This window comes from Pseudomonas sp. S2_B07, from assembly GCF_054668435.1.
Genome location: NZ_CP162769.1, coordinates 2,975,202 through 2,989,404 on the forward strand (window position 1 = coordinate 2,975,202; position 14,203 = coordinate 2,989,404).

The window sequence follows — 14,203 nt, forward strand, 5'->3', positions numbered from 1 at the left end:
CCGTTCCCCGGGAAAGCAGCAATCAAACGTCCGGCTGTACGACAAACGGGACCTCTACCCTTTGCAGTTTTGCGCGGTCGATCGCCTGTTGGGTGAAGGTTTTGAGCAACTCCTTTTTGTCTTCATCGATTGAATTCAGCTCAGCAGCATAGTCTGCGTCGGTCATGACACGGCCCGGCGCAAAATCGCTTTCCGGTTTGCCCAGTTCAGCGCCAAGCACCCTGAGCTCTTCCTTCAACCGAGCCTTTTGCTCAAGGGAAAGCGTTGTGTCATTCGCACGCTGGTCCAATGCCATATAGAAGTCTGTCGTGGCATCGATCCGGCGCCTGAACCCTTTGAAAGCCCGTCGGTTGACCCCTTCGACGTAGGCTGCCCAGAACGGCTGATCGACAAGCAAATCACCGAGCAGCTCACCTTCCTCAAGGTCGAGCACACGCAGGTAAGCATTGTCGATCATCGCCGAGGTGACACCCGCGATCCCTCTGAATTGCATGTTTCGAGACTGCCAGGGCAAGTCCAGCCGTTCGGCAAGATCGGTCATGAACGCCAGGTGAACTTCCACCTCATCGATCGTGCCCATCACCTCCCCCATGGCATTGACACGCCTGAACGCCTCGCCCATCGCCTCGCGTTCGGAAATGGTTTTGCGGGCAATCCTGCTCAGTTCATCCAGACGTGACTTGCCTCGCGCCAGCGTAACCAGCTCACCTTCCACCAGCGAGGGATTGGCCAGTTCATACGCCTCATGAATCAGCACCTCCAGGCCCATGGCATTGAACAGCTGCGCGCCAGCATCGACGCACGCCGTGGGCACGGTGGTCATGGTGAAAAGTTTTTGCCGAAGCTCGGTGTTTTTCGACATCGCTTCAAGCATGCGCCAAACCTTGGCGGTCATATCGACCCGAAATCCGGTGTCGTGCTTGAAATGCCCCGACTCGGTGAGTTTGCGGATCTCGTTGAAAAAACCGACCGATCCGTGCTCATCTTCGACGCTGTTCCAGACCTCCTGTTTCGCCACCCATTCCGACCGTGTCATGCCCGCCTCCCAGTCGAGACTGTCACGCACACCGCGGGGTGGATATGGACGATCCGGGTCCATGCCGACGGATTCAATGGAGTCCCTGAGCGTCTGCAGATTGGCCTCGGCCAACCACTGCGGCTCCCGGCTCAGCAAGGTGCGCGCCAGCAATTCCGCCTGAGCAGAGCCAGGGGGCACTGCCGGAATGTGGGTGATTTCGTTGCGCTGCAAATCCAGGAAAAAATGCCGGAACCGCGGTTGTGCGAACAGCCCCTGCGGCCAGCCATGAATCCCGGTGTCCGCCAGGATCAGCGTGTGCAACCTTCTCATGCTGCCAATGTCCGGGGCTTGCCCCAACGGATTGCCAAACAGGTCCAAAACCTCCAGTCGTGTCAGGTTGCGCAGGTCCGCGACACCTTGTGCGTCCAGGACAATACGGTTACCTCGCATGTTGAGTTCCGTCAGCGCGCGCATGCGGCGGATGGCACCGGGAACAGCGGAGAGCGCATTGCCGTTGACGTTGAGCGAACGCAGGCGGGGAAAATGATCGAGGAAGGAACTGTGTGCGTCGGTCAATTCGGTCAGGGTCAAATTGAGGCGCGTGACGTGATCGAAATTGCCTTCCAGGGCAGGCAGGGTGCGCAGATGACGCCCAAGCGGCATGTTTTCCAGGTCGAGCACCATGCCCTGCAAATGACCGAATGAATCCACATGGCGCAACCCGGTGTGCTGCCAACATTCCCTGACCGCTTTGTACAAGGCGTTTCTGGATTGCCATTCGGCGACGCCGGCAGGGGTGAAGCTGTACGCGTGGGTCGGCGACTTCAACCAGCGTTGAAAGCTGGCATTGAGCCGATCGAATTCCGCTTCGAGTGCGCTGGCCCTCTGCTCCAGACTGAGTTCGCTGCCACTCACCTGCAGATAGGACAAGGCTTCGACCTCCGTCCATCCGGGGCGGACAACACGCACCCGCTCTTGCGGCGTCATGGGCTCGTTGACTCGGCTTAGCCCATGAGCCACCCCGCGCATGCCGCCACGCAGGCGCATCGTGACGGGGTCATACGTCGGTTTGCGTACAGGGTTATCGCCAAGTAGCGCGCTGAACGTGTCCCGTGGCAATGGCGTTTTTTGAATGGCGATCTTGAGCGTGGCGCCTTGATTGACGTGATACCCCAGTGTGTTTCGTTCGGCATCCGGCAAAGCATGCAACACCGACGTGTATAGATCATCGGCCCCGTGCAAATGCAGATCATCGGGATCGCGTGCCTGGTATTGGCCGTCCTCGCTGACCAGGATTCTGCGGTGGGTGGCGTCCGTCGAGCCGATGCTGTCGCGCAACCGCCCGTCGAATGAAAGCTCACGGATTTCGATCCGAACGTTTTCGGGCCACTCCGGTAGCGCTTGAATCGAGTGCAATGCCAGCCGTTCGGTGTCCACACCGAACGGCACGTCGAGAAAGAGCCCTTCATAAGCGCGCGCGGTTCGTATGGCCCGCAAGGCCACTCTCACCCGCTCCCTGAGTTGCAAGGGGATGCGCGACGGCTCGGTGAGGTTGAGCCGGTCTTGCGGCTCGATGTCGGCGAGCAATTCCCGGGCTACGGCCGTGGGGAGCCCATTGAACGCATCCTGAAGCACCTGCACCTGCGGGTTGTCGGTTTGCTGCAAACGGCGACTCAGCGCGTCAAACAGAGCTGCGCGGCGCTGGCTTGCTCGCCCGGCCAACAGGTTTTTCAAGGCTTCGATGCGGATTTGCTCGTCAGACGCAATGCCCTGTCCGAGCATCGCGTGAATGTCCGTCTCGTTCGCAAACTTCACCGCACGCTCCGGCAGTTTCCCTGATCGGACCTCGGCATGGCTGATCTGCAGCGTGTCGGCGGGCAGCGCATCGACGTTGCCCAATTTGATCGAGCGCCCGCTATGCCCGGGGCCGTCAAACAGCTCGATGCTTTTTTGCTCGGGCCATCTGGGCAATTCAACCAGCAACCGGGGCACCTGCTCGACGAACGCCTCCGGAACCTCATCGAGCCTTATCTGCCCGGGCAGTTTTTGCACCTCGGCCCAGGCCTGGAAACGTTCGATCGTGTCGGTCAGCAACGCAGGCGGCGGATCGCCGACGACATGCAACCGACGCAATTGATCCTCTTCCAGCCCACTGACGAGACGAATCTGCTCCAGGGTGTTATCAGAAAAGCCCTCGACCTTCGGTCCCAAGCGCCGCATGAGGGTGGTGGTGTCCCACTCGATGGGGCGGTCGAGTTCGGTCTTCCATGCGCCGGCACCGTTGTGCTCCAGTGTCGGCTGATAAGCCTTTGGCCGGGTCGGATGTTGCAGGCGTGGCTGACCGGTGCGTGGATCGTTGATGACGTCGAAATGTTTGTTGTCATGCTTCAGGATGTCTTTTTCCCTGTGCCGGTACAGGCCCTGCTCGTTTGGCTTCGCCTCGGTGGGCAACACCCTGTCTTGGGCGTAGGGCGAAAGGTCCGGGTTCCATAGGCGCGTCTGACCATCCGCCACTTCAACCTTTTTCAACCGGTCGATAAACGCCGACGGTTTGACAGACGGCGCCGCACCAGACGGCAAGACATGCCCGGCCGCCATAATGGCCAACTGCGCGAAATTGATCATGACACCGGTGAGATGGGCCGCCGCTTCCTCCTTGTCCCCTTTGCTCCAGTCTTCAATGCCTTCCAGGGTTTCGAAAGCCATTTGCCCGGCCATGATGGCCAGCATCGCTTCGCCCAGGCCGGGAACCAGCATGGCGCCAAAGTTGAACACGTTCCAGCCGATGTTCAGATAACTGGTCAGGCGATTCCAGCGGTTGGTGGCGTCTTCATCGCCGGTCGGCACAGCGATTTGCCGCGCGTCCGCAATCGCTTTCTCCCTGCGCCACAGACGGGTCTGCGCCCAGAGATCGCCTGAAAGGGTATGGGTGACAGGTTCTGCGTCGGCATTTTCAACGGCGGTCTCGCGCCACCATGGCCCCATGTCCAGCGGCTCGCGCTGTTTCCAGGTGAATGTCGAGAGGCGCTCGCGAACCCGGGCAAAGAACTTGCCCTGGTCTTTTTGCGCGACGAAACGACTGAAAAACTGTTGATAACCCGGCGAGCGCAATTGGCTCGTCAGTTCCTTCATGAAATCAGTGAAGGACTCGTATTCCTTGAAGGGGTGGTCGGGATCATCGGGGACATACGCAATCAGTGTTCCCTCCAGACGGCTTTGTTGATAAGCATCGTGGCGCTGCAACATGGCCTCGACAAGACCACTGGGGCCATTGGCGAAGAACGCCTGGAGCTGCTTGAACTGTTCAAACTCCTGCCCCGGGAGCAGTGCCAGACTTCGCGACCATTCGAGCATCGTTCGTTGATGCTCTGGAATCAGGGCGTCGTAGACTCTTTTGATTTTAGCGGGATCCGCCACGGCACTGAACAACACAATACCGGACAGCCTGAACCCCATGATCGAGAGCCGATGGCAATGCAGGGGACGACGCCCCATCAAAATGCCTGGTCCGTTGTCACGTATCTGCCGAAGTTTCCCGTAGCCATAGGACGTGACGTCCTTTTTCAGGTACGCGATCAGCGCCGACTCGTGGAACGCGGCTTTTTCACTGGCCGTGCATTGCCCCACGACGTTGGCTCTGGCCGTGACGTCCTCGGGCATCAGTAATGCCGTGAGGTGGCGCTGATATTGCGCACCGATATCGAGCGTCCGGCACAGGGACGCAAATCTTTCGACCGTCAGCGTATGCCGGTGAAGCTCGTTTTCGTCGTCCCTGGTGAAAATGCCCGAGCCACCGCGAAACGCGCCCACCTGCGTTTCGGGGGCCTCGAAATTGTGCAGGGCAGCTTCCAGCAACGACGATTGCCTGAGCCGACTGGCGTTGGTATCGATGCCAATAGCCAGATTGGCGGGGATGTACAGCCGGATCAGCGTCGCGTTGACGTCCAGTTCCAGATTCAACTGCTCTTTCAATGCCTGGACCAGCAAAGGCTCGGCAAAGGCAAGAATGTCCTGCTGCACGTTCTTCAGCGTATTGTCCAATGGCCCCTGAAGGCGCCAGTGCTCGTCGATCAACTCCTTGAGGTACTGGCGATCAATGGCCGTTGAATTGAAATACCACTCAGGAAACTCCGGTTTCGAATGGGCAAAGGCAACAAGGCGCGAGGCGGGTGCGTCTTTGACCAGCGGGGGCAGTTTACCCAGCAGATAATCACGATAAACAGTGCGCTCTGCGTCTCTTGCATGCAGGGCAATGACGGATCGATCCGCAGTGTCTGAACGTTCGTTCATTTCGCAAATCCTTATGCGATGAATTGAACCAACAGATTATTGGCTGGCGACGAAAACAAAAGATCAAAAAACAGCGCTGAAATCAGGCATACCTCAAAGTCGTATTCGATTTAAGAATTAAAAAAACAGGTAATTACCGCCCGGGCGCCAGACGAAAGTGCGCTACCGCGTAATGGTAGTTTTTAGCGGGCAGCAAAGGAGCTAAGATGCGCCAGACTTCCCATCAGGAAACCGGACATGCGCCTACCCGAATTCATCAGGCAACACGTAGACCGTATCGTCGATGAATGGGAGCAGTTCGCCAGTACCATTACCCCGGCGGCCGAGCACATGGACAAGGTCGCCTTGCGCGATCATGCCAAGGCCATTTTGCTGGCCGCGGCGCGGGACATGACCACCGCGCAAACCACCTGCGAACAGATGGCCAAGGCCAAGGGCGAAGGCCCGGAAAAAACCCCGAGCCTGGATGAAGCCGGCGCCAGCCATGGCGAACTGCGCCATACCGTGGGATTTGACTTGGTGCAGATGACCTCGGAATTCCGGCATCTGCGCGCCTGCGTGATCCGTTTGTGGGTCGATACCCTGGAATCACCGGACCTGACCTACTTCCAGGACATGATCCGTTTCAACGAAGCCGTCGACGAAGCCCTCGCCGAGTCCACTGCGGCCTATGCCGATCAGGTCAATCACTCACGGGACATCTTCCTGGCGATTCTCGGGCATGACCTGCGCGCACCGTTGCAAGCGGTGAGCATGTCCACTGAAATGCTGATGCGAAAAGTGGCGCTGGAAGGCGATGCACTCGCCTGCGCGAACAACATAAAGCGTGGCGCACGGCACATGGCGGTGATGGTCAGCGATTTGCTGGAGCTGGTGCGCAGCCGTTTGGGCAAAAGCCTGCCCATCGAGCCGGCGCCCATGGACCTGGCCGATGCCGCGGACGCGGCGATTGCCCAAGCCTGCGCCGGTAACCCGGAGTGCGATCCAACGCTAAAAGTCGTGGGGGACACCCAAGGTGTCTGGGATGCCGGGCGGATCGCTCAACTGTTGCAGAACCTGATCGGCAATGCCTTGCAGCACGGTTTGAACAAACGCGATGTGACCGTCACCGTGAGCGGGGAGCCTCAGGCGGTTCGCCTGACGGTGCACAACTTTGGCGTGCCGATTCCCGAGGAGGCCATTGGCACCGTCTTCGACCCACTGGTGCGCAGTGCCGACGAAGGACTGGGTCAGCCAACGACCAGCCTTGGCCTGGGGTTGTTTATCGTCAAGGAAGTGGTGAATGCCCATGGCGGGACGATAGAGGTCAGTTCGAACAAGACTGACGGGACACTGTTTACGGTGGTGTTGCCCCGGAACGGATAGGCAGGAATACCGCGTTATCGTTCTTCGCGAGCAGGCTCGCTCCCACAATAAACCGAGTTCATCCAGAAGGATGACCGCCCCTGCTCGCGAAAGCGGATTGACAGGCAATCGAGACCTACTCGACCACCAACCGCCCCAACCGTTGCTTCAACATCCGGTTCTCGGCCCGCAACTGCTGAACCTCTTCCAGCAGGTCCAGCGCCAAGGCAACGCCTTCCCACTCCAGCTCCAGGTCGCGCCGCAACTTCGCGGCGCGCTTGGCCAGTGACAGCTCGTAATCGTTGAAACGCCAATCCTTGGGCTGCTTGCCCTGAGGTTCGAGGATGCCGTGTTCGACGATTTCGATCACGTAGACGTCCGACAGGTCGGTCGCCTCACAGAATTCTGCCAGGTCCAGGTGAACGGTCAGGGGGGTGCTCATGATGGGCTACTCCGTCTCTTGGATCAGAAGTTTTCTCTTGGGTTGAACTCGGCTTTTTTCGCCAGTTCCTGCCACAACGCCTTGACCTCATCGTTCGAGGTTTTTGGCATGACCGCCTTCAATTGCACGAACAGGAAGCCACGCTCGCCCGCCTTGTTCAGCAGGCCGTGGCCCTTGGCACGCATGCGCTGGCCGTTCTGGCTGCCGGCCGGGACCTTGAGGTTGATCTTGCCGGTCAGGGTCGGCACCGCCACTTCAGTACCCAGCGCCAGTTCCCACGGTGCCAGCGGCAACGTGATGATCAGGTTCTCGCCTTCAACGTCGAATTTAGGGTGCGGCGCAAAGCGGATGATCAGGAACAGGTCGCCATTGGCGCCGCCACCGATCCCCGGGGCCCCTTGGCCCTTGAGGCGAATGCGCTCGCCGTCGGTCACACCGGCCGGGATCTTTACGTTCAGGCTCTTGGTGGTGTTGCTGACATGCTGGCCGGCCGCGTTGTACTGCGGCACCTGGAAGGTGACCTTCTTCGATTCGTTCGAGAGGCTTTCTTCCAGAAAAATTGCGAGTTCCATTTCCACGTCTTGCCCTCGACGTCCCGCACTGCGACGCGACTCTCCACCGCCAAAACCAGGCCCACGGTTACCGAAGATCGAACTGAAGAAGTCCGAAAAATCGCCCGTGTCCTGACCACCACCGAAACCACCGGCACCACGCCCCTGCCAACCTGGCGGGCCCTGGAACGGCTGGCCGTGCTGGCCGTATTTGCGCAAGTCGTCGTATTCGGCGCGTTTGTCGGCGCTTTTCAGCGCTTCATAGGCTTCCGAGGCGTCCTTGAATTTCGCCTCGGCGTCCTTTTCCTTGCTGACATCAGGGTGATATTTGCGCGCCAGCTTGCGATAGGCAGCCTTGATTGCCTTGTCGTCAGCGGTCGGTTCCACACCGAGAATCTTGTAATAGTCTTTGAAGTCCATCTAAGGATCACCATCCGTTATCAATTCGCGCAGCCACGCACAGCATGCTCCTGTTTGCAGCATTTGGATTGACCGATCTCAACTTTGTGACCGGGCGGCGCGTCAGAAGTTTATCGGCAGCGGGCGGCGGTTCTTGCGACCGCCGGTTGGCTACCAGGCCCATGCCAGCAAGTTTGGGGCAAAGCTGAGTGTTTCAAGCGCTAATGCCTGCGAAATAGCGGATAGTCGGCCTTCGAATATTCGTCGCACTGACATACACTGCGCGGCCGTTTTTTAACCGGAACCTGAAAGTCATGAAAAACGCATCTCCAGCCCGTGCCTGTGGTATCGACTTCGGCACGTCCAACTCCACCGTCGGCTGGCTGCGCCCCGGCATGGAAACGCTGATCGCGCTGGAGGACGACAAGATCACCCTGCCCTCGGTGGTCTTCTTCAACATGGAAGAACGCCGCCCGGTATACGGCCGTCTGGCGCTGCACGAGTACCTGGAAGGCTATGAAGGCCGACTGATGCGCTCGCTCAAGAGCCTGCTGGGCTCCAAGCTGATCAAGCACGACACCAGCGTTCTCGGCACGGCGATGCCGTTCAAGGACCTGCTAGGGCTGTTTATCGGCCAGTTGAAGAAGCGCGCCGAAACCGCCGCTGGTCGGGAGTTCGAGGAAGTGGTGCTGGGTCGCCCGGTGTTTTTCGTCGATGACGATGAAATGGCCGACCAGGAAGCCGAAAACACCTTGGTCGACGTGGCCCGCGCCATTGGCTTCAAGGATGTCTCGTTCCAGTACGAACCGATTGCCGCGGCGTTCGACTATGAGTCGACCATCGAAAAAGAAGAGCTGGTGCTGATCGTCGACATCGGCGGTGGTACCTCCGACTTCTCGCTGGTGCGCCTGTCGCCTGAGCGCCGCAACCACGACAACCGTCACGATGACATCCTCGCCACCGGCGGCGTGCACATCGGCGGGACCGATTTCGACAAGCAGCTGAGCCTGCAGGGCCTGATGCCGCTGTTCGGCTACGGCAGCCGCATGAAGAGCGGCGCCTACATGCCGACCAGCCACCACATGAACCTGGCGACCTGGCACACCATCAACTCGGTGTACTCGCAAAAGTCGACCCTGGCCCTGGGCAGCATGCGCTACGACATCGAAGACACCGGCGGCATCGATCGCCTGTTCAAGCTGATCGACCAGCGCGCCGGGCACTGGCTGGCCATGGAAGTGGAAGAAACCAAGATCCAGCTGACCCATGCCGACAGTCGCCATGTGCCGCTGGACCGGATCGAGCCGGGGCTGAGTGTGGAACTGAGCCGCGCATTGTTCGAATCCGCCATCGAAGCGTTGCTGGAGCGCGTGCGCAACAGCGTGACGCAAATGCTCAACGACGCGAATGTGCGGGTTGATCAGGTGGATACGGTGTTCTTCACCGGCGGTTCGAGCGGGATTCCGGCACTGCGCAACAGCGTTTCGGCGATGTTGCCAAAGGCGCGGCATGTGGAAGGGAACATCTTCGGCAGCATTGGTAGCGGGTTGGCGATTGAAGCGTCGAAGCGTTACGGCACGATGGACTGATCCGAAACCCTGTGGCGAGGGGGCAAGCCCCCTCGCCACAGTAGATCAACAGTCGCTTAGACCATCCCCACCTGCCGCAACTCGCTCTTCAGATACGCGTAATAAATCGGCCCCGCCACTACCCCCGGCAGGCCGAACGCGGCTTCGAACACCAGCATCGCCAGCAGCAACTCCCACGACTTGGCACTGATCTGCCCGCCGACAATCCGCGCGTTGAGGAAGTACTCGAGCTTGTGGATAAAAATCAGGTAACCCAACGCCGCCACTGCGACCCAGATCGACAGTGACAAACCGACAATGGTGATCAGCGTATTCGACATCAGGTTGCCGATCACCGGCAGCAAGCCGAGCAGGAAGGTCAGCACGATCAGGGTTTTGGTCAACGGCAGCTTGATGCCGAACATCGGCAGGATCACCGCCAGGAAGATCCCGGTGAAGAAGGTGTTGAGCAGGGAAATCTTGATCTGCGCAAACACGATGTTACGAAACGCCTGGACCAGCAAATGCAAACGATCAAACAACGCAGCGGCCAGCGGCTTGCGTTTGGTCAGGTCCGGCACGCGCTGCAAGGCAATGATCGCTCCCAGCACCATACCGATCAGCAGCGTCACGAACATGTGCGCCGCATCCTTGCCGACCAGTTGCAAATCGCTCAAGTGCTTGCTGATCCACTCGCCGATGGCCACGCGAAATTCACCGGCGCTGGCGGGCAGATAGGCGTCGATGAACGGCGGCAATTGTCCGCGCGCGCGTTCAACCACGTGCATGAATTTATCGAGGGACGCGCCGGGGTTTTCCGCCTCGTGCAGCAGGAAACTGAAGGCGCCGGCAAAGATCAGCGCCAGCACACTCACCACCAGAGTCCCGAGCAGCGCCACCGCCAGCCAGCGCGCACGCCGCCCTTCGATCAGCCGCTGCAATTGCGGCGTGAGCATATTGACCAGTTCGAACACCAGCAGGCCGGCCAACAGGCTAGGCAGCAAGCGCAGCGGGATCACCAGCAGCAAACCACCAAAAATGATGACCCAACTGATCAGCAGCAAAACGTGGCGTTGAGAAAACGTTGGCATACAGCCTCAAAACGAACGGCGTAAAAAGGATTGGCAGTCTGCCAGCGTTCCGGTGGCAGCACTAGGGATTGTGTCGATCGACTTTGGTCGGGGCTCTGGTGATTTTTTTGCAGCGCGCCGACGGGCCGCTTCGTGAACTGGCTCGCTCCCACATGGGTTCTGCGAACATAGATCTATTGTGGGAGCGAGCCTGCTCGCGAAGAAGCCCTCTCAGCCCCCACCCCCTTCTGGACCAGAACTTATTTTTTCTTCAGGCAATCACTCATGAACGCCTTGCGCTCATCGCCCTTCAGCGCCTTGGTCGTAGCATCGGCGTTGCAGGCTTTCATCTTCTCTTGCTGAGGGGTCATGGCTTTCACGTCAGTGGCCGCCGGCTCGGCTTTCAGGCAGTTACTCATGAACGCCTTGCGCTCATCACCTTTCAACGCCTTGGTGGTGGCGTCGGCGTTGCAGTTTTTCATCTTCTCCTGCTGCGGGGTCATGGCCTTGACTTCAGCGGCGGCCGGAGCGGCCGGCGCTGCTTTGAGGCAGTTGCTCATGAACGTATTGCGCTCATCGCCCTTGAGGCTTTTGGCCGTCGCATCGGCATTGCAGGTCGTCATCTTGTCCTGCTGGGCAGTGGCCGCAAAGCCTTGGGAGCAGAGCAGCAAACCGATCATCAACAAAGGGGCACGCAACATCTTCATGGAGTTTTCTCCTTGTTGCCGCACCGATGGGCACGGCCTCATGCTGGAGTGTAGACAACCCCTGTTACACCTTCCTGTTCTCCAGGTGACTGCGTCGATACTGCTCCGGCGTACACCCGGCCTGACGCTGAAACATTGCGATAAAAGCCGAGCCGGTGCTGTAACCCATGTCGAAGGCGATGTCTTGAACACTGCGCTGGCTGTCCAGCGCCTCGATCGCCGCGAGGAAGCGCAAGCGCTGGCGCCATTCACCGAAGCTCATGCCCAGTTCGCGAACGAACTGCCGTGCCAGGGTGCGTTCGCTGACATGGATCTGCGCAGCCCAGTCGGCCAAGGGCCGGTTATCGCCCGGTTCGGCTTGCAAGGTTTCCAGTATCCCGAGCAACCCCGGACTGCTGGCGTAAGGCAGGTAGCATTCATGCACCGGCGCCAGTTGCAGTTGATCCACCAGCACCTGGCCTAGACGAACGTCCGCCTCGTACTCGGGAATTTTCACATCCCGCGCCGCGAAGTCCTTGAGGATCGCCTTGAGAATGTCGCTGATTGCCAGCGTACAGGCCTGTTGCGGCAACTCGCGGCACAGCGACGGCGCCAGGCACACCGCACGATAGTTGATCGGCTGGTTGCTATAGAAGCTGTGCTCGGTCTCGGGCGGCACCCATACCGCGTATTGCGGCGGCGACATAAAGCGACTGTTGCCGATTTCCATGTGCAACACGCCATTGGCCGAATATTCGAGCGTGCCCCAAGGGTGGCGGTGAGCCGAGGCGTATTCGTGGGTGTTGAAGTCGGCGTAGCGGAAATAAATCGGAGCCGGCAGTTCGCTGAACTCCAGCAGGTCGATGTGTTTACTGGTCATGCTGTCCGTCATCAAGGGCCGATTGTCTGGATCGAAGTATAGGCTTGTATCCAGACAAGGGGATAATTGCCCCTCATTAACGTTCTGGTTTTTTTCCGATGCAATACGCTTATCCCCTGCTGGCCATTTTCATTTGGGCTGGCAACACCGTGATCACCAAAATGTCGGCCGGGGCCATATTCCCCGCCGAGATCGGTTTCTACCGCTGGCTGCTGGCCGGAATGCTGTTCACGCCGTTCATGCTCAAACCGGTGATCGCGCATTGGCCGCAGATTCGTCCGAACCTGGGCAAGATTTTCGTTCTCGGTGTGCTGGGCATGGCGGTCTATCAGAGCCTGGCCTACTTCGCCGCCGCCCTGACCTCGGCCACCAACATGGGGATCATCCTGTCGCTGATGCCGCTGATGTCGCTGGCCATGGCGATTATCAGCCTCGGGCAGCGCCTGACCATCGGCGCATTGGCCGGTGCAGTGCTGTCGTTTGCCGGTGTGTTGGTGGTGGTGTCGTCCGGCAGCCTCGGCGCACTGTTGGAACATGGCGTGAACCTGGGCGACGCGATGATGTTGATCGCCACGCTGGCCTATGCGATTTACAGCACCCTGCTGAAAAAATGGCAGCTGCGTTTGCCGCCGCTGGTGTTGTTGTATTTGCAGGTATGGGTGGCGGTGGTGGTGCTGTTTCCGCTGTTTGCGGCTTCACCGAAGGTCGGGCCGACGCTGCAGAATATTCCGCTGGTGCTTTATGCCTGCCTGCTGGCTTCAATGTTGGCACCGCTGGCGTGGATGCAGGCGGTGGTGCGGTTGGGACCGAGCCGGACCACACTGTTTTTCAACTTGCTGCCGGTGATGACCGCGCTGATTGCGGCGGTGGTGCTGCATGAGCAGTTGGCGATGTACCACCTGGTGGGCGGGCTGTTGACGCTGGGCGGGGTGGTGCTTTCTGAGCGCTGGACCACGGTGATCGGCCGTAAGGTTCGGGTTGCCTGAACTGAAGCCTGCTCGCGAAAAAGGCGACTCGGTCTAGACGCCTGCCTCTTTCAACCGCGCGGCATGCTCGACGAACAACCGAATCGGCTCGGCCCCCTTTCCCACCCACCCCAGCGACTGATTGACGATGTCGAAGTGATCCAGCGGATATTCATCGCCAATCACCGTCCCCAGGTGCGAGCTGTAACGCCCGACCATCCCGTCGCAATGCCCGGCCTCGTTCACAAAGGTTTTGGCAAACAACCGGCAACTGCGATGGGTCCCGTCCAACAGGTTGCGCCCGCGATCCGTAACGCCAGGCTGCAACTTCCCGGACCACGAGTAATAACGCACGCCATTGACCTCCTCCGGCCCGTGCCCGCCCCAGGTTTCAGGCAAGCCCTGTGGATAACGCTGATTGAACAGCGCCACACCTTCGGTGGTGAGTGAATGATGGGAGGCATGGATATCCACCGGCAGCTTCGGCCCGCGATAACCGGTTTCGAGCAGGCTCATCAACGCGGCAATCATCCGCAATAGAAAGGTCAGCAACCGGCCCTTGGCGCTGTCATGCGGGTAGTGTCTGTGCAGGTAATCGGCCAGTTCCGAACCGTGATTCGGCCCGGCCACCGAGGTCACCGACGCCACAAGGTCCGGGCGTTTGGCGGCAGCGTATCGGGCCGTCAGCGAGCCCTGGCTGTGACCGAACAGGTTGACTTTCTCGGCCCCGGTCTCGCGCAGGATTTCCTCGATCCGCGCCAGCAGCTGTTCGCCGCGCACTTCACTGGAGTTGAGCGGTGAAACCTGTACCGCGAACACCGTCGCCCCACCCTGGCGCAACGCCGCGACGATGCCGTACCAGTAGGGGTAGAGCACCAGCCGGATAAACCCGAGCATTCCCGGGACCAGCACCAACGGGAAGCGCGTGGCGGAACCTTGTGACATGGGCGAACGTCCGTGTGGTCGATGAGATGAAGCAAGGCGCGATGC

Annotated in this window: 10 protein-coding genes and 1 pseudogene; 3 read left to right on the forward strand and 8 right to left on the reverse strand. The window is 59.5% G+C overall.

Features of this window, described 5'->3' with window-relative positions; genetic code table 11:
• Positions 1–22: 22 nt before the first annotated feature.
• Complete coding sequence (locus tag AB4N43_RS13725; RefSeq protein ID WP_460154155.1) at positions 23–5,308, reverse strand: NEL-type E3 ubiquitin ligase domain-containing protein; 5,286 nt, start codon at positions 5,306–5,308, stop codon at positions 23–25.
• A 237-nt stretch (positions 5,309–5,545) separates the two neighbouring features.
• Between AB4N43_RS13725 and AB4N43_RS13730 the strand changes: the two genes are divergently transcribed.
• Positions 5,546–6,673, forward strand: a complete 1,128-nt coding sequence (locus AB4N43_RS13730) for a sensor histidine kinase (RefSeq protein ID WP_027921938.1) — start codon at positions 5,546–5,548, stop codon at positions 6,671–6,673.
• A 115-nt stretch (positions 6,674–6,788) separates the two neighbouring features.
• Here the strand turns inward: AB4N43_RS13730 and AB4N43_RS13735 are convergent, their stop codons facing one another.
• The gene (locus tag AB4N43_RS13735; RefSeq protein ID WP_027921939.1) at positions 6,789–7,094 is read right to left on the reverse strand and encodes a chaperone modulator CbpM; all 306 of its coding nucleotides are present in this window, start codon (positions 7,092–7,094) and stop codon (positions 6,789–6,791) included.
• Between the two features lie 23 nt (positions 7,095–7,117).
• Positions 7,118–8,065: a DnaJ C-terminal domain-containing protein gene (locus tag AB4N43_RS13740; protein ID WP_027921940.1), complete on the reverse strand. Its 948-nt coding sequence runs from the start codon at positions 8,063–8,065 to the stop codon at positions 7,118–7,120.
• 293 nt (positions 8,066–8,358) lie between these two features.
• On the opposite strand from AB4N43_RS13740, the gene AB4N43_RS13745 reads away from it, so the two are divergent.
• Positions 8,359–9,633, forward strand: coding sequence for an Hsp70 family protein (locus tag AB4N43_RS13745; RefSeq protein WP_027921941.1), 1,275 nt, complete (start codon positions 8,359–8,361; stop codon positions 9,631–9,633).
• Between the two features lie 56 nt (positions 9,634–9,689).
• On the opposite strand, the gene AB4N43_RS13750 is transcribed toward AB4N43_RS13745, so the two are convergent.
• The 4 genes and pseudogenes from AB4N43_RS13750 to AB4N43_RS13765 all read right to left on the reverse strand — a co-directional run bounded on the left by AB4N43_RS13750 (position 9,690) and on the right by AB4N43_RS13765 (position 12,248).
• A complete protein-coding gene (locus AB4N43_RS13750; protein ID WP_027921942.1) occupies positions 9,690–10,703 on the reverse strand; it encodes an AI-2E family transporter in 1,014 nt (337 codons plus the stop codon).
• Between the two features lie 239 nt (positions 10,704–10,942).
• Positions 10,943–11,101, reverse strand: coding sequence for a PsiF family protein (locus tag AB4N43_RS13755; RefSeq protein ID WP_442966304.1), 159 nt, complete (start codon positions 11,099–11,101; stop codon positions 10,943–10,945).
• Positions 11,084–11,389: pseudogene (locus tag AB4N43_RS13760) on the reverse strand (PsiF family protein); the annotation flags it as partial. The gene AB4N43_RS13755 and the pseudogene AB4N43_RS13760, both read right to left, overlap by 18 nt.
• A 64-nt stretch (positions 11,390–11,453) precedes the next feature.
• Positions 11,454–12,248 (reverse strand): AraC family transcriptional regulator, encoded by a 795-nt coding sequence (locus tag AB4N43_RS13765; protein ID WP_027921944.1) that lies wholly within the window; start codon positions 12,246–12,248, stop codon positions 11,454–11,456.
• Between the two features lie 98 nt (positions 12,249–12,346).
• Between AB4N43_RS13765 and AB4N43_RS13770 the strand changes: the two genes are divergently transcribed.
• Complete coding sequence (locus AB4N43_RS13770) at positions 12,347–13,234, forward strand: DMT family transporter (protein ID WP_027921945.1); 888 nt, start codon at positions 12,347–12,349, stop codon at positions 13,232–13,234.
• 33 nt (positions 13,235–13,267) lie between these two features.
• Here the strand turns inward: AB4N43_RS13770 and AB4N43_RS13775 are convergent, their stop codons facing one another.
• The gene (locus tag AB4N43_RS13775; protein WP_027921946.1) at positions 13,268–14,158 is read right to left on the reverse strand and encodes an esterase/lipase family protein; all 891 of its coding nucleotides are present in this window, start codon (positions 14,156–14,158) and stop codon (positions 13,268–13,270) included.
• Positions 14,159–14,203: the final 45 nt, after the last annotated feature.